Source organism: Paenibacillus sp. FSL E2-8871 (assembly GCF_038000345.1).
Lineage (GTDB): Bacteria > Bacillota > Bacilli > Paenibacillales > Paenibacillaceae > Paenibacillus_AQ.
The window spans coordinates 1,660,579-1,682,060 of record NZ_JBBOBV010000001.1 but is presented as its reverse complement, the minus strand read 5'-3'; the positions used below and the strand labels follow the sequence as shown (position 1 = coordinate 1,682,060).

The window sequence follows — 21,482 nt, the reverse complement described above, 5'->3', positions numbered from 1 at the left end:
TTGATTTAACTATAAACCTTAGGTCTGACCTAAGGTCAAGCGTGGATCTCAGTTTCGTGTAATCGCTAATCACCATTTATTTTGTCGAAACATGAAGGAAAACAGAAAATTTTATAGAATTATCTATCGTTATCTATCCTATATAATCCAAGTGTTGCACGATGCCCCAAGCGTTTGCGCAGCTTAACATCACCATAGAAAAGGGGCCTACGATGCTCAAAAGGACGTTACTTATTTATTTAATTGCTTTCATCTCGTTAGCAACAATCCCACTATCCATTTTTATAGATAATGATCAACATGAGAATTATCTGCAAGTTCAGAAGGGGAGCATGGATCTTTCAACTTGGGATTATGGGCAACAAAAGATCATCAAGTTAGATGGTGAGTGGGAATTTTATTGGAACCAGCTGCTAATGCCTGAGCATTTTATAGAATCAAGCACAGACAAACCTGCTCCTACAGCATTAATGGAGGTCCCCTCACGATGGAATGGCAAAGTGGTTGATGGACAACCTTTACCTGCATTCGGTTCTGCTACTTATCGGATGGTGCTGAAAAACTTACCTGTAAACGGTGTATTCGCTTTGAAAAAAACGAATATCCGCTTTTCGAGTGCGATTTATGTGAATGGGCATTTACTCATTAAGGATGGAAACCCCACTATGAGTACTGCCGATTACCAGTCGGGGAATATTCCGCAGATTGGGCTTTTTTCGTCTGAAAAAGGTGATGTAGAGATTATCATTCAAGTTTCTAACTATGAATATGTAAATGCAGGTATTCCGGTATCTCTTACTTTTGGCGAGGAAGCCGCTATGCTGGAGAACCAGCAGAAGAGTACGGCTCGTGAATTTAGTACAGTTGCAATATTGGGAACATTATCACTTATTTTTGTCATCTGCTTTGTAGCGGCTGCTTTATACCGTAAGAAGGATTACTCCTTACTTGTATTTGCTATTATTTGTTTACTGCTTGCGATCTATCATGGCTTGATTGGAGAACGTTCGCTGTTACTGTTTTTCCCAAACCTTTCGTTCATTGTGTTATACAAAGTGAAGGATATTAGCTCCATATCGTGTTTTATTGTTCTAGCTATATTTTTCTACCAAATGCACAAAAGCATAATCTCTTTAAAACTTACGCAAGTCGTAACGATTATACTAGGCAGCTTTATAATATTGGTAGCAATCCTGCCTATTCGTACTTACACGCTTTTCTCTACCTATGTGATCATAGTATATGAATTGATGTTAATTTGGATGTTGTTTAGAGTGGCTATCTTGTATATCAGAAGTCCAGAAGTAAATCGAATCAAATCGTTGCTGCTGTTCTTGGCGATTCTTGCTATCAATCTGTACTCGATAGACATCATTTTGTTTGCTCTTTCGATGAAAGAAAACCTTTGGCTAGGACAGTTTTACATTGTAGCCTTTAATATCATTATGATCGTTCTGATTGTTCTCCGTTTTTTCGAGGCTTATCATACGATAGATGAAATGAAAAACCAACTGATCGGTCTGGACAAAATTAAGGACGAATTTCTCTCCAATACCTCTCATGAGCTGAAGACACCACTAAATGCCATAGTGAACATTACTGCTACACTACTTAATGGGGTTGAAGGTCCAGTTACCGAAAGGCAAGCGCAGAATCTAGCGATCGTAATGGGAAGTGGTAGAAGATTAACTTATATGGTAAACGAATTACTCGATTATTCCAAAATGAAGCATGGAGATATCACCTTATATAAAAGCACCCTAGATCTGAAAGCTGTTGTAGATTCTGTTATCGGTATACATTCGTTTCTGCTCGGAGAAAAGTCGATCTTTCTCGTAAACAATGTTGCTCCAGAGTTTCCACCTGTACATGCAGATGGCAACCGTTTGATTCAGATTTTGCACAACTTGGTAGATAATGCGATTAAATTCACGGAGCAGGGTGAAATAAATATTAGTTCCAGATTTACTCATGAATGGGTTGAGGTCCGTGTGGCAGACTCGGGAATCGGAATTGCACCGGATATGCAGAAACGTATTTTTATGGCCTTTGAGCAAGTGGACGAAGCTGAAATTCATAGTCATGGTGGGACAGGTCTCGGACTAAGCATTACCAAGAAGCTGGTTGAGTTACATGGCGGGAACATTAGAGTGGACTCTGTTGCTGGTAAAGGATCGGTCTTTATATTTACTCTTCCACGATGGGATCGAACATCTAATCAAGTCACGGGTCCAATCGTGGATAAGACTCTTCCTTATAGAGAAGTTTTCTTTCCGCGCCAGGAGTATCCTATATATATTCAAGGTAAAATCAATGAGCCGATTTTGGTCGTGGACGATGATTTTGCCAACCTGCAATCTATGATCAACTTGTTCAAGCTTGAGGGATATTCCATTGTTGTTGTGAACCGCGGGCAGCTGGCACTTGATGAGTTATCGAAGAATTCAGACTTCTTTCTCGTTGTACTGGACATTACAATGCCGGATATTTCTGGCTATGAGGTTCTGCAAAAGATTAGAGAGAGATTCACACCCTTTGAGCTGCCTGTGTTAATGCTAACGGCGAAGAATAGAGTTAACGATATGAAAATGTCCATGGATAATGGGGCAAATGATTATGTGGGGAAGCCGTTTGAAGCGGAAGAACTAATGGCGCGTGTGAAAAGTCTGACCCGATTGAGAGCTTCTGTGAAGAAAGCTAAAGATGCCGAAATTGCCTTTTTACGTTCTCAGATCAAACCTCATTTCTTGTACAATGCCCTGAATTCAATTGCTGCATTATGTGTGGAAGAACCTGAGCAGGCGGAAGAATTAACGCTGGAGCTGTCACAGTATTTGAGAAGCAGCTTTGACTTCAAACAGTTGGATTCGTTAACTACCTTGGAGGGTGAGCTAGAGCTGGTTAAAGCATATATTAATATTGAAAAAGTGCGCTTTGGTGCTAGATTACAAGTGGAATATGATATAACCGCAAATACGGATAGCCGGATTCCCCCACTTATCCTACAACCATTAGTAGAAAATGCTATAAGACATGGACTGATGTCCAATTTACGGGGAGGAAAGGTAACTATATCTGTGAAAGAGTCGGATCCTTCTGTGGTCAGCTTTGTTGTAGAAGATAATGGACGCGGAATGAGTGAGCACAAGCTGGAGGAAATCATGAAATCAGATGTAGATAAAAGAGGCGTAGGGCTTTGGAATATTAGTCAACGCATCAAACTTCTCTATGGAAAGAACATTCGTATTCAAAGTGTTGAAGGAAAAGGCACACGGGTTTCTTTTGATATCCCCAAACAACACATGAAGCGGATAGGAGGTTGAAGTATGCTGCGAGCCATTATCGTGGATGATGAAGAATTATCAGTAAAGCGCTTAAAAAGGATATTATCTCAGAGTGGAGAGATTGAAGTATACGATACTTTTCTGGATCCGACGGAAGCCTATGAATTTGTGAAGGGGAATTCGATTGATGTAGCTTTTTTGGACATTTCTATGCCTGACACAAATGGAATGAAGCTTTCCACCCTTTTGCATGAACTAGATGAATCGATTAATGTGGTTTTTGTTACAGGGTATGACGAATACGCACTGCAAGCCTTCGAACTGAGTGCTGTGGATTATTTGCTGAAGCCTGTAACTGCACAGCGTTTAACTAAAACTTTGGATAAGATCAAAAAAATGAATAGAGGTGTGACGGTTCAGCCCGTCATAGAAGTTCTCTTATTTAATGGACTAAAGATATACCGCCGTACGCAAGACAGAGAGCCCATCAAGCTAAGGAGCCCAAAAACCGAAGAATTGTTTGCCTTTTTGATTAGTAAAGGGACGGTTAGCCGAGATGAAATTATCGATACCTTATGGAGCGGGCTGGAGCCTGATAAAGCGTTGAAGAATCTGAACTCAACCCTATACTATATTCGAAAAGCAATCGGAACTAGCTTTATTAAAGCCAGCAGAACCGAAATTAGTATAGAGGAACGCAGTATTTATTGTGATTTGTATGAGTTTAAGCGACAGCTGAAGCAAATTAGGCAGGTCTCGAAAAAAGATTCTGAATGGTTCAATCAAGTAGAAACATTGTATACGGGGTCCTTTCTCAAAGGTAAAGCATACGATTGGGCTAGTGGGAAGACACGCCGACTTGAACAGGATTTTATTGGACTGCTGGAACTAGCTGCTAGATTTCATATGGAGCAGAACGAGCGTCAACAATCGCTGCACTACTTTGAGAGAATCTTGAAATTGGATCTCTTGAGAGAAGATATCCATCAGGAAATCATTCATTTGTATATTGAACTAGGGCGTATGAATGAAGCTTATCGGCGATATGGGCAATTGGAAGAGACCCTTCAACAGGAGCTTGGAACTTCACCTGATCCTAAGCTCAAAGCTCTGATTAAGAAGATGATGAACTAGTATAAAGAAAAAGAGAACCGACGAATCGATAAGAATTCGAAGGTTCTTTTTTTTGTTTATTTTTCGTTTATCATAATTTTGTATAATACTCTCGATTATTGTCGAAATGATGACATGATTTAAGCTAGAGGGGGAAAAAGAGTTTGAAGCCATCATTTATGAAAATAGGCATTAGTATTTCGTTAGCCACTGGAGTTGTGGTGCAAGGTGTGGGGCCGATCCACACTCAAATAGTGAGTGCAAAATCGGACTTTGGTTGGATCGTGAATAGCCCAGCTGTGATACCGTCCATCAATGAAGACGATTCTTCCAACGCAGGCGTTGTTGTGTCTAGTCTTTTGTCGGGTAAGGTAACTGACCCAGCTTCAACAGGAATTGCTGTGGTGTCATTTGATAATACCAATGGGGCCTGGCAATATTACAACACGCAAGCAAATATTTGGTATAATATCGAGCCAGTGTCTGACACTAAAGCTTTTCTGCTGCTGAAATCGGAGAAAATTCGTTTTGTCCCCGCTAAAGACTGGAACGGAACAGCTTCCATTGACTTTAAGCTATGGGACACAACAGCAGTCGGCTATCAAAATTATCAAAAAAATGCGAATACCACTGTTTCTGCAGCATTCAACCCAGATCTAGGTACTGCTACAATTACTGTAAATCCAGTGAACGATGCACCTTATCTGACAGAACTGAATGGTGGGGACTATCTTAGTTTTGACGGCAATGGGGATTATGTGACGTTCCCAGATCAACTGTTATACAAGAATTCTTTTACAATTGAAGGTAATTTAAAAGTCAATGGTTTTAATACCTGGATGAGATTCTTCGAATCTTCGATCGCAGAGCAGAACCACAATATTTTTGTGGGTTTTAACGGCAAAAAAATGCATTTCATCGCTTACACCAATAAAGGAGATATTAATGTCACAGACGATTTCCCGATATCCAAGTGGGTACATGTCTCGATTGTTTACGATCACAGTCAGAAGAAGGGGCGTATTTATTGGGATGGTGTTCTTAAGGCAGAAGGGGCTATGGATTTAAGTACAGTTGGAAATATGGCACGTCCGAACAACTGGCTTGGTAAAAGCACCTGGAGACAGGACGGAGATTACAGCGGTGGGATGAGAGACGTAAGGTTTTGGAGTAAAGCTAAAACCCAGAGCGAAATTGTTCGCGAAATGAACGTCGATTTGAATGGATCAGAGCCTAATCTGGCTTTAAACTATAAATTAGCAAATAGTAAAGATGGTAATGTTGCTGTCAATACAATCACCCCACTTAAGAACGGTTCAATCACTGGTGCTAGCTGGAAGCAGGACACAGGCTTCATGGGAAGTACTACAACGGAAAAAAATAAATCTGTATCACGCTCCTTTAAGGTCATTGATGTGGATGGGGATGACCTAAATGTATCAGCTACATCTTCTAATACTTCCCTAATTCCGAATAATGGACTGAAAGTAAGTGGAAGTGGGGATGTGCGGACGTTAGAAATAACACCAGCGAAGAATGCCTACGGAAACAGTGTGATTACTGTTACTGTAAATGATGGCATTTTAAGTAGTTTATACACCTTCAATGTGCAGGTAAACGATGTGGGAGATGTCCTCGTAACTGGAGTGACTTTGAATAAAACATCACTTAGTTTAACAGAGGGAGAAGCAGGAGATACACTAAATGCTGTAATAGAACCTGCTAATGCCACGAACAAAACCGTGATCTGGAGCTCCAGTGATGCAACTGTGGCGACAGTTGTGAATGGAGTGGTCACCCCAGTTGGCGTTGGAACGGCAACGATAACAGCAACAACAACAGACGGAAGTTATACTGCGACATCCACCGTAACTGTGAGTGCTCCAATTGTGAACGTAACCGGAGTGAAGCTTGATCAGGAGACGCTCGACTTAACTGCTGGTGAAGCAGATGCCTTACTAAAGGCGACAATAGAACCTGCAAATGCGACAGATACAGATGTGATCTGGAGCTCCAGCGATGAAACTGTTGCAACAGTCGTGGATGGAGTGGTTACACCAGTTGGTGAGGGTATAGCAATTATTACTGTAACGACTAAGGATGGAAGTTTTAAGGCTTCAACAACTGTGAATGTGGCAGCACCTAAGCCACCAATTGTTATAGTAACCGGAGTAACCTTAGACCAGCCAACACTTGATTTAACAGTTGGAGAAGGTGATAAAACGCTACAAGCGACAGTCGCACCTGCCGATGCAACCAATAAGGGGGTAATCTGGAGCTCCAGTGATGAAACAGTAGCTAAGGTTGTTTACGGAGTAGTAACCCCGGTTGGTGTTGGAACAGCCACCATTACGGTTACGACTAAAGATGGAAGTTTTACTGCTTCAACAACAGTACATGTAAGTGAACCAATTCCACCAGTTGTGAATGTAACTGGGGTGAGGCTAGATCAGGAGACGCTCGTTTTAACAGCTGGTGAAACTGTGGGAATACTAAAAGCGACAATAGAGCCTGCAAATGCAACAGATCCAGACCTGATCTGGAGCTCCAGCGATGAGACTGTAGCCAAGGTTGTGAATGGAGAAGTAACTCCAGTTGGTGAGGGAACAGCCATCATTACAGTTACAACGAAAGAAGGAAGTTATAAAGCTTCAACAACCGTTACTGTGAAGGCTCCTGCTAAGCCAATTACAGCACCGGGTATTCCAACATCCGTAACTGCAACTGCAGAAAATGGTCAAGCGATCATCACCTTTACACCGCCGGTAAACGATGGTGGAAGTGAAATCACAGGATATATTGTAACGGCTCATCCGGGAGGGCTGACGGTTACGGGTAATGGAAGTCCGCTTACAATCAGTGGTCTTACGAATGGTACAAGCTACACCTTCACGGTACAGGCTATCAATAAGGCTGGCTTTAGCGAATCATCTGCTGAATCCAATACAGTCATCCCGAGCGCACCATCCAGTGTTGATGTTCCTTCTCAACCAACTCCATCAGCAACGCCGGCACCTGTGGCAAATGATGCTTCCATTTTAATCAATGGTAAAGCGGAAACCGTGGGAACTGCGACGAATGGTAAACGGAATGATCAAACGCTAACCACCATTGCTTTAGACCAGAAGAAGCTGGAAGACAAGCTCGCCGCTGAAGGTAAAGGTGCTGTGGTTTCTATCACTGCCACTAGTAAATCTGATGTTATCGTTGGCGAACTAAACGGACAAATGGTTAAAAATATGCAGGGAAATCAAGCTGTACTTGAAATCAGAACGGGAAATGCGACATTTACACTGCCTGCTGGGCAGATTGATATTGAGGCCTTATCCGCGCAGATTGGTAAGTCTGTAGCTTTACAAGATATTAAAATACAGATTGAAATCAGCGCACCAACTGCCGATCAAGTTAAGGCATTAGGAGCTGCTGCACAAAACGGATCATTTTCATTAGTCGGCGCACCAGTAAACTTTACAGCTAGAGGTATTTACGGAGATAAGAGTATTGAACTATCCCAATTCAATACGTATGTGAAACGTACGATTGCTATTCCGGATGGGATGGACCCGAATAAGATTACAACCGGTGTGTATATTGATGCTGATGGCTCAGTGCATCATGTACCTACTAAAGTGATAGTCATTGAAGGCAAATATTTTGCTACAATCAACAGCCTTAGTGGCGGCACTTACTCTGTAATCTGGCATCCGCTTGAATTCAGTGATGTTGCTAATCACTGGGCAAAAGATTCAGTGAATGATATGGGTTCCCGTTTAGTTATCGAAGGGACTGGTAATGGTCAATTTACACCTGATCAAGCGATTACCCGCGCAGAGTTTGCGGCGATTGTCGTTCGCGGTCTCGGACTAGGATTGAGTCAAACAGCAACACCATTTTCGGATGTTAAAACTACGGATTGGTATAACAGTGCGATCAATACTGCATATGCATATCAATTAATCAATGGTTTTGAAGATGGCATGTTCCGCCCTGATGACCAAATTACCCGTGAACAAGCGATGCTAATTATCGCCAAAGCGATGAAAATTACAGCGCTAAAGGCTAACCTTCCTAATCAATCCGCTGAAGGATTCTTGAACCCATATACCGATGCCGGCAAAGCATCTGACTGGGCGATTAGCGCAATTGCTGACTGCTTGCAGGCAGGCGTAATCATGGGACGAAGCAGCAATGTACTTGCTCCCAAGGATGATATGACCAGAGCTGAGGTTGCAGCGATCGTTAAGCGGCTTCTTCAAAAGTCTGATTTAATTTAAAATTGGCTCACAATATACATTGAAAAGAAAGAGTATTCATTCGATAACCTTCGAATGAATACTCTTTTCTTTTGGCTATATTAAATTCTAATGTTGATATTTGACTGCTAATCATACATTTTTTGGCTTTACATCTGGGGCATTTTTTAATGGCTTTTGAAGTGCGTCCACAATGGCTGCGATGATACTTGTTGCTAAAAGAGCCATTAGACATAATGATGTAGGACCCGCTGGATCATCACTATCTGTAACTTTAGCAAGCACCCTTAAGCTTACTAGTCCTAACAAAATGAGGAAAATGACTGTAAAAGCACATTTCTTTATAATCTTCAAAGAGTTAAGGGATAATTCAGAGAAAGCATTGTTCTTTTCGATGTTGTTTAATAGTTTATATGCTTGGTACAGCGCAACAGAAAACGCAATACAGAATCCGTAAGCACATACTAAAAAGGGAATCAGGAAGTAAGCCGTATCTGGATGTACTTTTGCATCTCTTACCGCTATCTCAGGCAACCAGATACACAAAGCAAGCACTGCAATTCCAACCAGAAAAATAATTACTTTTAAGAAAGTGGTTGAACCTCGTTTAACATTCATTTAAAACACCTCACTTATTTAATGACTTCATGATTTTAGCATTTAATTTATTGATTTACAATAAATTTGTATTGTTTTTGTGTTTGTTATTTTACGAGAAATGGTTATCGTCTTTAAAAGACGACAACATCATTTCTTCTTGTTAGCAGGAGAATGGCTTCACTATCCAGAAAAAATAAGCTAAATCATTTCTTCATCAATTGAAAAGAGGCGAAATCTAATGGAACTACGGCAAAGTATTAATGAAGTTTTTCAGTCGGCACAACATGGCGATGCTGCACGGCTAACAGAAATTTTAGAATTCCATCCGGCTCTTGCAAATACGGAAAATAACGAGGGCCTTACACCTTTGGGATATGCAGCACATTTCGGTAAAGAAGCAGCGGTGCAGGTATTGATAGACCATGGTGCTGAGGTTGATGCAGTATCCCATTCCAAGATTAATTTCATTCCTTCTAATACTGCACTTCATGCTGCAATTGCTGGGGAGCGGAATATGGGTGTTATCCAACTGCTATTGAACAAGGGTGCTCAGACACATATTTTTGATAGCGATGGGCACACTGCCTTGCATTCTGCAGCTTTTCATTCGGATAATGTGGAGCTGATACGCTTGTTAATCGAACACGGAGCTGACATCCAAGCTAAAATTGAAGGTGGTGAATCAGTATTAGCTATAGCTATCCAACAAGGAAACCACAACGTAAAAGAATTTCTTATTGAAAAAGGAGCAATTTAGAATGCAAATCACATTAAACCGTAAAGACAATTCAACAGTAGCTTTGATTTCCAGCGAAGGTATTGTAATTAATAATGTAAATGATGCACTCGATCTAATGGCAAACGTGAGATATCAAGAATGCGATAAAATGATTCTAAGAAAAGAGCAAATCACAGATGATTTTTTTGAGTTAAAGACGGGCCTTGCCGGAGAGATTCTTCAAAAGTATACAAACTATCAGATGCGAGTTGCTATTGTGGGAGAATTTACTGGCTATAATAGTAAAAGTCTGAATGATTTTATTTACGAATGTAATCAGGGGAATAAAATATTGTTCAAGAGTACAGAAGACGAGGCATTGGCAGCACTTCATCAAAGTTAAATGTGAACTTGAAACAGAGAGGGGACTTATTGTGGAGGCTAAAATCACGTATGAATCGATCGATGACTATATTTCCAAGTTTCCATCTGAGATTCAGGAAATCCTTAGTACAATAAGAAAAGTAATAAAAGAAACGGCACCTGATGCGATTGAAAAGATTAGCTATCAGATGCCTACTTTTACACTGCACGGAAATCTGGTGCATTTTGCGGCTTTCAAAAACCATATTGGATTTTATCCAACGCCTAATGGTATTGACGCTTTCAAAGAAGAATTATCAGTCTATAAAGGAGCAAAAGGATCCATTCAATTCCCTCTTAATCAGCCGATGCCCTATGAATTAATTAGTAAGATCGTGAAGTTTAGAGTGGCTGAGAATATCAAAAAAGCTGAAGATAAGCGTAAGTAATTGGTGTGTAAAGAAAACATTGTCCACTGGCACATCTGAAGCTTTCGATCTACTCTGGTTTCAGGTGTGCAATTCTTACGTGTTATCATGTACCCGATACTGAACGACGCACAAACGACAGGATAATATCCTGTGAGTAGTCTCCGAAACCACTTCCGAATAGATTAAGTCCTCGTCTATTGAGGGCATCCTCGCGAATCTCAAATCGTACTCGAATGGGCTCATTAAATGCCAGCTTCAGTGAGCTAATTGTAGTAGGGGAAGAAGCAGTTCCATTTATTTTGCTACCCTGTTCTGAGATACTCCACTCTGTCAGCATTCCATATTCTGTACCACCCTTCCATCGTTCGGGTGTTAACTTTCCTTTCCGGTTACCGAAATCTGATGGACAAGTCCAAGTACCGACATGCAGGTCATTTATAGTTAATGTGATGTCACTTGCCCAATCTTCCCGAAATGCAGGTGCTTCAGAACAAACCTCAGCCGAAATCCGAATCTCATCAAGCTCGACACCAGGGGGTAGTGGATTGGCAAAATAGTATTCGACATAGCCAGAGTCAGCGAACCATAAGAGAGATGCATCAACTCGTTCCGGCATGTAGAATACCCGTGGATCATCCTGAGAACCGATGACTCCGCCGTCTTTTCCAGTCATACCACAAGAGGGTTGAATAGAACAGTGGGAGAACATCCCGATGGGCATATGTATTTCTTCCGTTTGATGCAGACCATCGCCTAGCTTCGAAGGAAGATCGAGATGGATGGATCGGCAGGTGACCGCACATATTTTCTCGCGATTTGCACCCTGTGTAGATGAGATTAAGTTAACTTGCTCAAGGGTCTGTACATTGATTGAAATTGTTGGTTGAGCTACGCCAAGTGTCTCGGCCAATTGACTGACACTCATGGGCTTGTCACCAAGGGCTTCAAGAATACGGACTCTGACATCTCCAGAAAGTGCTTTAGCAACATCTAAGATGCGTGATGCGGGGTACCGTATCGTTTCTTGCGAAATATCATTCATTGGTTGTATTCCTTTTCGTTAGGATAGGTTGAGGATATTGTACACTGAAGATTCTATATTGTAAAATTATAATATACATTGCGAATTTTATATACTGGTGCTAAAATGAGCTCAACTTCTTATTTTGAAAGGCTGTGCTCATATCATGACAACTTCCGTACTGAATGTTGAGAGTCTTCCGATTCCTCGTCCCGAACATCCGCATCCACATTGGCAGCGCAACGAATGGATGAATTTGAATGGGGAATGGTCATTTAGCTTTGATCCGAGCAATGAAGGAATTAGCGAACATTGGTATTCCAATTCCGAAATCGCTTACAGTTCGATGATTACTGTTCCTTTTTCTTGGGTAAGTCCATTATCAGGTATTGGCAGTGATCATAAAGGGATAGGATGGTATCGGCGGACTTTGAAATGGCAGACTACCGACTCACAGACACGACTATTTTTGCGATTCGGGGCAGTAGATTATTCATGTGACGTTTGGATTAACGGAGTGCATGTTGGTTCACACCAAGGTGGATATGGTTCATTTGAGTTCGAAGTTACTCAGTACTGGGTTGAAGATTTAGACAATACAATTGTCGTTAGAGTAGAGGACTTCGATCATGATTACCAAACGCGTGGCAAACAAGGTTATGGAGAAATTCGCGGAATCTGGCAGCCCGTATGGCTAGAATCTCGGCCTCAGACTTATATGAAAGATGCTAAGTTTGTGACCACTATTGATGGGCAAGTGAACGTGACCACAAGAATCTTTGCACAAGAAAATGGATCGGCAGATTTCACGCTGAAATTCGCAGAGAATTCTATATTGCATACTGAGAAAATAGATCTTATCGCAGGGGAGAATGAATTTAAGCTCTCTATTCATATAACAGATCCAATTTTGTGGAGTCCAGATACACCTTATTTGTACGAAGGCGAACTACAACTTAACGGATCTTTTGGCACAGACACAGTCAGTACCTATTTCGGAGTTCGAGAAATCCAAACTGTGCGTTTTGATGAGCGTGGTTATCGCTGGATTACCCTCAATGGTAAGCCGATTTATTTAAATGGTACCCTTGACCAGTCTTATCACAAAATGGGATATTTCACTTATCCGTCTGATGAAGATATGCGGGATGAAATCTATCTAATGAAACGTTTGGGACTGAACTTTGTGCGTATTCATATCAAGCCAGAAGAACCACGCAAACTATATTGGGCGGATAGACTGGGTATTTTGGTGATGGAAGACATGCCTTGCTTTTGGGGAAATCCCGATGAAAAAGCACGTAACGCGTATGAACGTGAAGCACTTGAGATTATTGAACGAGACTATAATCATCCATCGATTTTCTCATGGGTAATGTTTAACGAGACTTGGGGCTTGAAGACGAACGCTCAGGACACTAGTCTGACGAGTGATGTACAACAGCAGTACAGTTATCTCAAAGTAACACAGGAATGGGTTCGGGAACAATATCGCTGGGCAAAACGACTAGATCCATCTAGAATCGTTGAAGATAACTCGCCTTGTAACTATGATCATGTGGAATCTGATATCAATACTTGGCATTTCTACATTAATGGTTATGATCAGCTTAGAGCTCATTTGAATGAGGTTGTAGACAAAACTTTCCCAGGTTCAGACTTTAACTGTATCGGAGGTAATGTACAATCTGATGCCCCGCTGATGAACAGTGAATGTGGAAACGTATGGGGTATCGAAGGCGGTGCAGGGGATAGTGATTTAGCATGGCATTACCGCTATATGATGAATGAATTCCGGCGGCATGATAAGCTATGTGGTTTCGTATTTACCGAATTTCGCGATGTTACGAACGAGTTCAATGGTTATTATCGGTTAGACGGCAGCGATAAAGATTTTGGTTATGATGCCTTTGTTCCAGGGATGACGATTTCTGATCTGCATTCTCCGGACTTCATCGTGATCGATGCACCGCCGTGTCAGACAGTAAACGCAAAGGATGAAGTTAAAGTTCCGCTTCTTCGTTCCAGTTTCTCAGATAAATATCATGGACAGCATTTACAGGTGAAGTGGGAACTTTGGTACGACAATTTGGGAACACGAGTTGTTACACAAAGTGAGCATATGTCAGTGAATTGGGACGGATATGGAGTAGCAGATTTACCACCACTATTTATCATGATGCCCGATCAGGATGCAGTTGCAGTGCTGGCAGTTTCTTTGATAAATAATAAGGGAGAGGTAATCACTCGCAACTTCATTACGTTTGATGTAAGAAGCGGTAATCAGGGTGTAAGGTTTGAAGGGGATGGAGATTGTATTAGTATCCCTGTTGGTGCGTATAAAGAACACAACTTTGAACAACAATGGGAAGCTATTCAATGCGCAAAAATCAATGGAGCTGGGCAAGGCCGTTATGCATATGATGTAACTCTTCCAGATGGTTTGGAGAAAAAGATGATTGGCGAGATCGAAATCATGTTCGAAGCCAGCGCAAAGCGAGTATTGGCTCGAAATGTTGAAGGTGCAAAGCAAAATGAAATGGGACTTGATCTCATGCATGGTGCAGATGCTAGGGTGGAGTATAATCCGAATACGTATTATATGACCGACGAAGAACGTCATCCTTCACGTGTGAATGTTCTGATAGAAGGTCAACGGATTGGCTCCTTCTATTTGCCAGATGATCCGGCCGATAGCCGAGGTGTATTATCTTGGCATTATCAGCCATTAGCGAATAAGTTGGATGAGGCGGGCTCTTACGGCTATCTGTGTAAAGTTTGTGTACCGGGGCAGTTAGCAGCTAAACTAGATCGCAATCGTACTTTCCGTTTGGAGCTTCAAGCAGAGGGTGGAGGCTTAGTCTTATATGGTCGCAATGCGGGTCGTTACCCTATAGATTTATTGATTCGTTATCGATAACATACATGGGTGAAGTTGGATCATTCAATTTTAAAAAGCAATCCAAGCCATAAGGCAAGGATTGCTTTTTTTGTGATGAGCTTATCAGAGTATGGATTAAAGCTCTTTATCATTAATGCTGTTCAGCCAACCTTCAATATCCCCAATAACGGAGCTAATGCAGCCATCTTCAAATGGTGAAATCAGACCCGCTAGTTCAACCAGTTTAATAAAGGACTTGCTTCCACCAGCTTGGCATAGCTCCAAATAATCGCTCCAAGCAGATTTGAAATCTTCGTTCGAACGTTTCCAGAATTGGAAGGCACATAGCTGTGCTAGTGTGTAGTCAATGTAGTAGAACGGTGAGGCAAAGATGTGGCCTTGTTTATGCCAGAAGCCCCCTTGTTCCAGATAAGAGTTACCTTCATAATTACGATGTGGTAAGTATTTCTTCTCGATGTCTCTCCAAGCTTGCTTGCGTTCAGCAGGAGTTGCTTCAGGGTTGCTATAAACAAAATGTTGGAATTCATCGACAGATACCCCGTAAGGAATAAACTGAAGGCTATCAGATAAGTGATTAAAGCGGTATTTATCTGCATCTTCTTCAAAGAACAAATTCATCCAAGGCCAAGCGAAAAATTCCATACTCATGGAATGAATCTCACATGCTTCATAGGTTGGAAAAGCATATTCTGGCACATTAATATTGCGGCTTTCATAAACCTGGAACGCATGACCCACTTCGTGAGTTAAGACATCAATATCCCCAGAGGTTCCGTTGAAATTTGAGAAAATAAAAGGGGCTTGGTATTGGCTGAAATAGGTGCAATATCCGCCGCCTTGTTTTCCTTTTTTGCTTACTAAATCCACCAGATTATTGTCCAGCATGAAGGTGAAAAATTCATCCGTTTCAGGGGAGAGTTCTTTGTACATCTTCTTACCGTTAGCTACAATCCAGTTTGGATCCCCTTTAGGGGTAGCGTTCCCGGTCTTAAAGCTAAAGTTCTCGTCGTAATATTTCAATTCATCTAGACCCAGTCGTTCAGTCTGACGTTTCTTTAACTGCTGGGAGACAGGTACGATATATTCAAGAACTTGTTTGCGGAAATTAGCAACCATTTCAGCATTATAGTCGGTACGCATCATACGGTCATAACCTAGCTGAACAAAGTTACTGTACCCAAGCTTTTTAGCTATGCGGTCACGGACCTTTACGAGCTCGTCATAGATGCGGTCAAATTCAGTCTCGTGTTCGGACATAAAACCAAAACGAGCTTCAGAAGCACTTTTACGCATATCACGGTCTGTAGACAATTCGAAAGGTGCGAGTTGAGGCAGTGTACGCTCTTCACCTTCGAAAAGAATCTTGGCAGATGCGATAAGCTGGGAGTATTCAGTTGATAGTTTGTTCTCCAATTGTAAATCTTCAATGATTTCCGGACTAAACGTCCGCAGCGAGACTTCAGCAAGCTGGAGTAACTGCGCACCCCATTCCTTTTCAAACTCGGCTCTATATTTGGAATGTACGAGTGCTTTGTAGTAGTCAGTTATGTATTCCTGAACGACAGGCCCGATTTCGTCCATGAATTCTTGTTCGGCTTTGTAAAATTCATCTGTCGTGTTGATAGAATGACGAACGCTAACCAATGTCTGCATCGTGTCAAACTCATTGCGAAGCTTGTTAATGGCAGTGACGGAAGCTTTTTGCACCTCTAGTGGTGATGTGTCGTTGAGATCTTTCAGCAGGGCGTTAAAGTCTTGCTTGAATTTCTCTACATCCGGTCGCTCATAGCGGTAATCATCAAATTTCATAAAAAAATCAACTTCCTTTCTATACCAGATAGTCTCTATTATATAATCTGAACAGCCATTTACGATAGACCTGTGTAAGCTTTTTATGGTCGAAAAAAGAACAAATGTACAAAAGTGTAAAAACTTGTTAAGCGGAATGTGGTTTGATATTATCTATGAATATAGTAGATCTTATCAAGAAAAAATGGTCCATCCGGATATGCGAGAGCAGATGAAGATGCATTGGGAAGAAGTACTGAACACAATTAATGAGCGCACTCGTACAATTTAACGAAGCGAAAATAGGAGGCTTGATATAGATGAAACCCCGAATTACAGTAATAACACTAGGCGTGGATAATTTGGAGAGAGCTTTGGTTTTTTACAGGGATGGATTAGGATTTCCCACCGAAGGGATCATTGGCAAAGAATTTGAACATGGAGCGGTTGCCTTCTTTGATTTGCAGGCAGGCTTGAAGCTGGCACTTTGGAATCGGAAAGATATGGCCTATGAGGCAAAGGTTCCATTATCCCCAGCCAGTTCAACAGAAATAACGATTGGCCACAATGTAGGAAGTAAAAAAGAAGCAGATCAGGTTATGGAGCTAGCTCAAAAGGCTGGTGCGAAGATCGTTGACCCTTTACATGATACCTTTTGGGGAGGGTATTCCGGTCACTTTATGGACCCCGATGGGCATTTGTGGGAAGTCGCATGGAATCCCGACTGGGAGCTCGAGAATTAAAGGAGTCCATTCAGAGCTTTGTTACTTAGCCTCTCTTAAACCGTATTCTCAGAATACGGTTTATCTCTGTTTCCATACGAATCTTAGAATTTTTTCGCTTTACACTCTAAACCCTTCCTCCCTCTTTTTTCAACTGCTTCAGTACAAATGTCGACAAACTTAATATATCATGATATATTATTATGTATAAAGATGAAAAAATTAGAGTCAGGAGATAACGAAAGTTATGAATGAGACAACGTCATCCAAACCGATGTATGAAAAAATATTTGATGAAGTGAAGCAGCTTATTGTAAATAAATCCTATGGACAAGGGGAGCGAGTTCCTTCAGAAAAAGAACTGGCCGAAACCTATAATGTAAGTCGGATTACGAGTAAAAAAGCTCTGGAAATGCTAGCCGCCGAGCATTTGATTGTGAGAAAACCGGGAAGAGGTTCGTTTGTGGCTGATCCGGCAGTTGACTACATAGATTCAGCTATGTCTCCTGAGACGACCTCCGACGGGACTGTTTTTAATGCCTTTAACCATGAGGAAAAGACGATTGGTCTGATTATTACCGACTTTGGCAACAGTTATGGAACAGGCTTGATTTATGGGATGGAACAGGCTTCCCGTGATAATGATTGCTTCCTCGTTCTACGAAGAACATTTGGCGTACCAGAGAACGAAGAACAGTCTATTCAGAAGTTGCTTAGCTTGGGTGTAGATGGTCTGATTGTTTTTCCAGCTCAAGGCGAATTTTTTAATGCTGAGATTCTAAAATTGGTGATCGGGCGTTTCCCATTAGTTCTGGTAGATCGCCATCTGAAAGGAGTAGCGGCTGCTTCGATCGGCACGGATAACTTAAAGGCTGCACTTAAAGGGACGGAGTACTTATTTGATCTCGGGCATACTCATATCTCTTTCCTCTCTCCACCTCCAGCGGATACGACGGCTCTTGAGGAGCGGGTGGAGGGATTTATACAAGCACATGCGGAGCGGGGGATAGCAGTAGATAAGGGGTTGTGGGTTAGTGATTTAACCTCAACATTACCAAATTCTTTTAATGATGAGAATATTGAACACGATATCTCACGGCTAGTTTCTCATTTACAAGAGAATCCAACAATAACGGCGCTTTTTGCCGTGGAATATAATATTGCCCTGCTGGCTAGAACTGCGGTTGAACGTCTTGGGCTGCGGATTCCAGAGGATATTTCAATCATTTGCTTTGATAGTCCACCAACTCCACTCGGATCGGGTTATGCGTTCACTCATTTGCGGCAGAATGAAGAAGAAATGGGGCGACTGGCAGTTGAGAATGTCCTGCAAATTATGAACGGACAGACTGTATCGAATAAGATAATGTTGGAAGCTGAGTTGGTTTCTGGTGAATCTACGGGTTCTGCTAAACTATCTAATTCTAATTAATTTTATGCGATTATCCATAAATTAGTTGTTATAAAAACCTATCTTTTTGGATGGGTTTTTTTGTTTGTTTTAGATAGATGTTTATCATTATAGAAGTATTGATATATCATTATCAATAAATAAACATATTGACATACTAATCACATGACAATATACTAATTTGTGAAAGCGCTTCAAAGGAAAAAGAAAAAGGGGGTATTATAACTGAAAGCAACCAGAGAAATCCCTGAGTCGATGAAGAAACTGGCATCTAATGTAAAAGCGCAGCTGAGTGATCGTCCAAAATTAGCCGAAATGTTCGAGAAATGTATGGCTAACACCTGGAATACAACCTTAAAAAGAATGGCGAATGGCACCACTTTTGTCATTACCGGAGATATTCCAGCGATGTGGCTGCGGGACTCGGCCGCTCAGGTTAGACCCTTTCTGATCCTTGCCTCCGAGGATGAAGAAATTGCGGACATGATTGAGGGACTTGTACTAAGACAATTCGCCTGTATTCAGCTTGACCCTTATGCGAACGCGTTCAATGAAGAAGAAAATGGGAATGGCCATCAGGAGGATCTTACAGAGATGAGCCCAGGAGTATGGGAAAGAAAATATGAGATTGATTCATTATGCTATCCGATCCAACTGGGTTATCTGCTCTGGAAGAATTCGGGCCGAACTAGTCAGTTTAATGATTCATTTGTTAAGGGTGTAGAAAGAATTATTGCATTATGGACTACTGAACAGAAACATGAGAGCGATTCCAATTATCTTTTTCAACGGATGAACTGTCCACCTACGGATACATTAGCGCGTGAAGGCAAAGGAACGTTGACAGCATATACAGGAATGACTTGGTCTGGATTTCGTCCTAGCGATGATGCCTGTGAATACGGGTATTTGGTTCCTGCAAATATGTTCGCTGTGGTTGTTTTAGAGTATGTGTGTGAAATTGCCCGAGAAATCCTAAGGGATCAGGAAACGGAATTGAAAGCTAGAAGACTTTCTGAACAGATTAATGAGGGAATACGCCAGTATGGAATCGTAGATCACCCAGAGTTTGGGTCAGTCTATGCATATGAAGTAGATGGCCGTGGACAGGTGAATTTGATGGATGATGCAAATGTGCCGAGTCTGCTCTCAATCCCTTATTTGTCTTATGTGAGTGCCGATGATCCTATCTACAAAAATACCCGAAAGTTTATTCTAAGTAGCAATAATCCTTATTTCTTCGTTGGAAAGGAGGCTTCAGGTATTGGAAGTCCACATACGCCTAGTCGTTATATCTGGCCTATAGCTTTAGCGATCCAGGGTTTGACATCTACCAGCAATGAGGAACGGGAATCCTTGCTTAATCTGCTGGAGAAGACGGATGCGGGCACCGGATTTATGCATGAAGGGTTTCATGTGGATAACCCTGACGAATTTACACGCCCATGGTTCTCTTGGGCAAATATGATGTTCTGCGAGCTGGTGCTTATGCGCTGCGGGTTACAAGTTAAGCGAGGTTAATGTCTACAAGTTTTTTTAATCGACTCTAAAGGGGATAGAGAACATGAAAAAATGGCTGGTTACCACACTTACTTTGGTTATGACAGCTTCACTTGCATCGGGCTGTGGTGGCAATAATGGGTCTACCGGTAAAGAGTCCGGAACTGCAAGTAAACCTGGAAGCGGTGATGGGAAAAAGACGGAGCTTACCTTCTGGGGGGATTGGGGCGGTGAGGGGCAGAAGCAATTTGAGACCATGGTTGATGCCTTTAATAAATCGCAGGATAAGATTCATGTAAAGTATGTGCTGCAGCAGGATATGATCACGAAGTTCCTGACTTCCGCAACCAATGGCGGCACTCCTGATGTGCTGTTTTGGGATCGCTGGAGAACCTCATTGTATGCTCCAAAAAACGTCCTGCATCCGGTTGACGAATACTTAACACAGGACGGTATTTCCAAAGATGACTTCTACAGCGAATCCCTTCGTGAGCTTTCATACGATGACAAATTATATGGGCTGCCGCTTACCGTAGATGCTCGTGCTCTTTTCTATAATAAGAAGCTGCTCGAAGATGCAGGACTTCAGCCTCCAACAACATGGGATGAGCTAGAGGCTGCTGCTACGAAGCTCACCAAATGGAACGGCAATAAATTGGAAATCGCAGGTTTTTCAATGGGGGATTTGGGGCTTTTTAATATGTATCTTCAACAGGCTGGCGGCACCATGCTTACGGAGGATGGAAAGACCAATTTTAATAATGATAAAGGCAAACAGGTGCTAGAGTTCTGGGATCGCCTGATGAACAAAGATAAGGTGTATAAAGTAGGGTTTGAGCTTGGACTTGGGGAAGGGCAAGATGCTTTTGTCACAGGCAAGGTTGCTATGTTGTATTCCGGTCCGTGGATGCTCAGCACTTATAACAAATATGGTAAAGATCTAGATTATGGAATCGTTCCCCCTCCAGCTGGACCAAACGGGGATAAAGGCAGTGTTATGGGTGGATTTGGTCTGGTGATTCCAGAAGGCTCCAAACATAAAGAAGAGGCGTGGGAGTTCATTAAATGGTGGACAGCGAACAAGGATAACGCATTGCTCTGGGCCAAGACCAGTCTGAATCTGCCTGGCTATAAGCCGTCTATGGAAGATCCATTCTTCAAAGATGATCCCAAGTGGCAGCCATTTCTAGAAACACTGGAGTTCGCTAAGGTTCGTCCAAACCACCCTGGTTATTCCGTGATGGAAACCGACGCGTTGGCACCCAATTTGCAGCTAAACCAGCAGAACAAGCTGAGTATTGACGAAACCTTGAAGAAATCACAAGAAGAAGGAGACAAAATGCTTAAGGATAATGAGGTAGCGAAGTAATAAGTAA

14 protein-coding genes are annotated in these 21,482 nt (G+C 41.8%); 11 read left to right on the top strand and 3 right to left on the bottom strand.

The genetic code is table 11. From position 1 onward, the window contains the following. The first annotated feature begins 212 nt into the window (after positions 1–212). From NYE25_RS07735 to NYE25_RS07725, 3 genes are all read left to right on the top strand, one after another. Positions 213–3,323, top strand: coding sequence for a hybrid sensor histidine kinase/response regulator (locus NYE25_RS07735; RefSeq protein ID WP_341128511.1), 3,111 nt, complete (start codon positions 213–215; stop codon positions 3,321–3,323). A gap of 3 nt (positions 3,324–3,326) precedes the next feature. Beyond that, the gene (locus tag NYE25_RS07730; protein WP_341145603.1) at positions 3,327–4,418 is read left to right on the top strand and encodes a response regulator; all 1,092 of its coding nucleotides are present in this window, start codon (positions 3,327–3,329) and stop codon (positions 4,416–4,418) included. 143 nt (positions 4,419–4,561) lie between these two features. Next, positions 4,562–8,671, top strand: a complete 4,110-nt coding sequence (locus NYE25_RS07725) for an S-layer homology domain-containing protein (RefSeq protein ID WP_341145602.1) — start codon at positions 4,562–4,564, stop codon at positions 8,669–8,671. Positions 8,672–8,782: 111 nt separating this feature from the next. On the opposite strand, the gene NYE25_RS07720 is transcribed toward NYE25_RS07725, so the two are convergent. Then, complete coding sequence (locus NYE25_RS07720; protein WP_341145601.1) at positions 8,783–9,268, bottom strand: DUF2975 domain-containing protein; 486 nt, start codon at positions 9,266–9,268, stop codon at positions 8,783–8,785. A 220-nt stretch (positions 9,269–9,488) separates the two neighbouring features. Here NYE25_RS07720 and NYE25_RS07715 point away from each other — a divergent pair, with 220 nt between their 5' ends. The 3 genes from NYE25_RS07715 to NYE25_RS07705 are packed head-to-tail and all read left to right on the top strand — an operon-like array spanning position 9,489 to position 10,780. Next, positions 9,489–10,007 carry an ankyrin repeat domain-containing protein gene (locus tag NYE25_RS07715; protein WP_341145600.1) on the top strand — a complete coding sequence of 173 codons (519 nt, stop codon included), beginning with the start codon at positions 9,489–9,491 and terminating at the stop codon, positions 10,005–10,007. 1 nt (position 10,008) lies between these two features. Beyond that, positions 10,009–10,371, top strand: coding sequence for a DUF4180 domain-containing protein (locus tag NYE25_RS07710; protein WP_076283444.1), 363 nt, complete (start codon positions 10,009–10,011; stop codon positions 10,369–10,371). Between the two features lie 28 nt (positions 10,372–10,399). Beyond that, positions 10,400–10,780, top strand: coding sequence for an iron chaperone (locus tag NYE25_RS07705; RefSeq protein ID WP_042194061.1), 381 nt, complete (start codon positions 10,400–10,402; stop codon positions 10,778–10,780). Between the two features lie 85 nt (positions 10,781–10,865). On the opposite strand, the gene NYE25_RS07700 is transcribed toward NYE25_RS07705, so the two are convergent. After that, entirely contained in the window at positions 10,866–11,804 is a 939-nt protein-coding gene (locus NYE25_RS07700) for an ArsR/SmtB family transcription factor (RefSeq protein ID WP_341145599.1), read from the bottom strand. Between the two features lie 145 nt (positions 11,805–11,949). Here NYE25_RS07700 and NYE25_RS07695 point away from each other — a divergent pair, with 145 nt between their 5' ends. Then, positions 11,950–14,703 (top strand): glycoside hydrolase family 2 protein, encoded by a 2,754-nt coding sequence (locus NYE25_RS07695; RefSeq protein WP_341145598.1) that lies wholly within the window; start codon positions 11,950–11,952, stop codon positions 14,701–14,703. Positions 14,704–14,799: 96 nt separating this feature from the next. Here NYE25_RS07695 and NYE25_RS07690 read toward each other — a convergent pair whose 3' ends face one another. Then, positions 14,800–16,494, bottom strand: a complete 1,695-nt coding sequence (locus NYE25_RS07690; protein WP_341145597.1) for a M3 family oligoendopeptidase — start codon at positions 16,492–16,494, stop codon at positions 14,800–14,802. A 299-nt stretch (positions 16,495–16,793) separates the two neighbouring features. Here NYE25_RS07690 and NYE25_RS07685 point away from each other — a divergent pair, with 299 nt between their 5' ends. The 4 genes from NYE25_RS07685 (at position 16,794) to NYE25_RS07670 (ending at position 21,475) form a co-directional block, all read left to right on the top strand. Beyond that, positions 16,794–17,216, top strand: coding sequence for a VOC family protein (locus tag NYE25_RS07685; RefSeq protein WP_341128505.1), 423 nt, complete (start codon positions 16,794–16,796; stop codon positions 17,214–17,216). 226 nt (positions 17,217–17,442) lie between these two features. Next, positions 17,443–18,627: a GntR family transcriptional regulator gene (locus tag NYE25_RS07680; protein WP_341145596.1), complete on the top strand. Its 1,185-nt coding sequence runs from the start codon at positions 17,443–17,445 to the stop codon at positions 18,625–18,627. 234 nt (positions 18,628–18,861) lie between these two features. Continuing rightward, on the top strand, positions 18,862–20,127 hold the full coding sequence (locus NYE25_RS07675) for a glycoside hydrolase family 125 protein (protein ID WP_341145595.1): 1,266 nt from the start codon (positions 18,862–18,864) through the stop codon (positions 20,125–20,127). Positions 20,128–20,170: 43 nt separating this feature from the next. Further along, the gene (locus NYE25_RS07670) at positions 20,171–21,475 is read left to right on the top strand and encodes an ABC transporter substrate-binding protein (RefSeq protein WP_341145594.1); all 1,305 of its coding nucleotides are present in this window, start codon (positions 20,171–20,173) and stop codon (positions 21,473–21,475) included. Positions 21,476–21,482 lie beyond the last annotated feature (7 nt).

What these genes read in the sequence shown, in the direction of transcription:
- NYE25_RS07735 (WP_341128511.1), top strand. Translation starts at nt 213, where the DNA reads ATGCTCAAAAGGACGTTACTTATTTATTTAATTGCTTTCATCTCGTTA.
- NYE25_RS07730 (WP_341145603.1), top strand. Translation starts at nt 3,327, where the DNA reads ATGCTGCGAGCCATTATCGTGGATGATGAAGAATTATCAGTAAAGCGC.
- NYE25_RS07720 (WP_341145601.1), bottom strand. Translation starts at nt 9,268, where the DNA reads ATGAATGTTAAACGAGGTTCAACCACTTTCTTAAAAGTAATTATTTTT.
- NYE25_RS07715 (WP_341145600.1), top strand. Translation starts at nt 9,489, where the DNA reads ATGGAACTACGGCAAAGTATTAATGAAGTTTTTCAGTCGGCACAACAT.
- NYE25_RS07710 (WP_076283444.1), top strand. Translation starts at nt 10,009, where the DNA reads ATGCAAATCACATTAAACCGTAAAGACAATTCAACAGTAGCTTTGATT.
- NYE25_RS07700 (WP_341145599.1), bottom strand. Translation starts at nt 11,804, where the DNA reads ATGAATGATATTTCGCAAGAAACGATACGGTACCCCGCATCACGCATC.
- NYE25_RS07695 (WP_341145598.1), top strand. Translation starts at nt 11,950, where the DNA reads ATGACAACTTCCGTACTGAATGTTGAGAGTCTTCCGATTCCTCGTCCC.
- NYE25_RS07690 (WP_341145597.1), bottom strand. Translation starts at nt 16,494, where the DNA reads ATGAAATTTGATGATTACCGCTATGAGCGACCGGATGTAGAGAAATTC.
- NYE25_RS07685 (WP_341128505.1), top strand. Translation starts at nt 16,794, where the DNA reads ATGAAACCCCGAATTACAGTAATAACACTAGGCGTGGATAATTTGGAG.
- NYE25_RS07680 (WP_341145596.1), top strand. Translation starts at nt 17,443, where the DNA reads ATGAATGAGACAACGTCATCCAAACCGATGTATGAAAAAATATTTGAT.
- NYE25_RS07675 (WP_341145595.1), top strand. Translation starts at nt 18,862, where the DNA reads ATGAAGAAACTGGCATCTAATGTAAAAGCGCAGCTGAGTGATCGTCCA.
- NYE25_RS07670 (WP_341145594.1), top strand. Translation starts at nt 20,171, where the DNA reads ATGAAAAAATGGCTGGTTACCACACTTACTTTGGTTATGACAGCTTCA.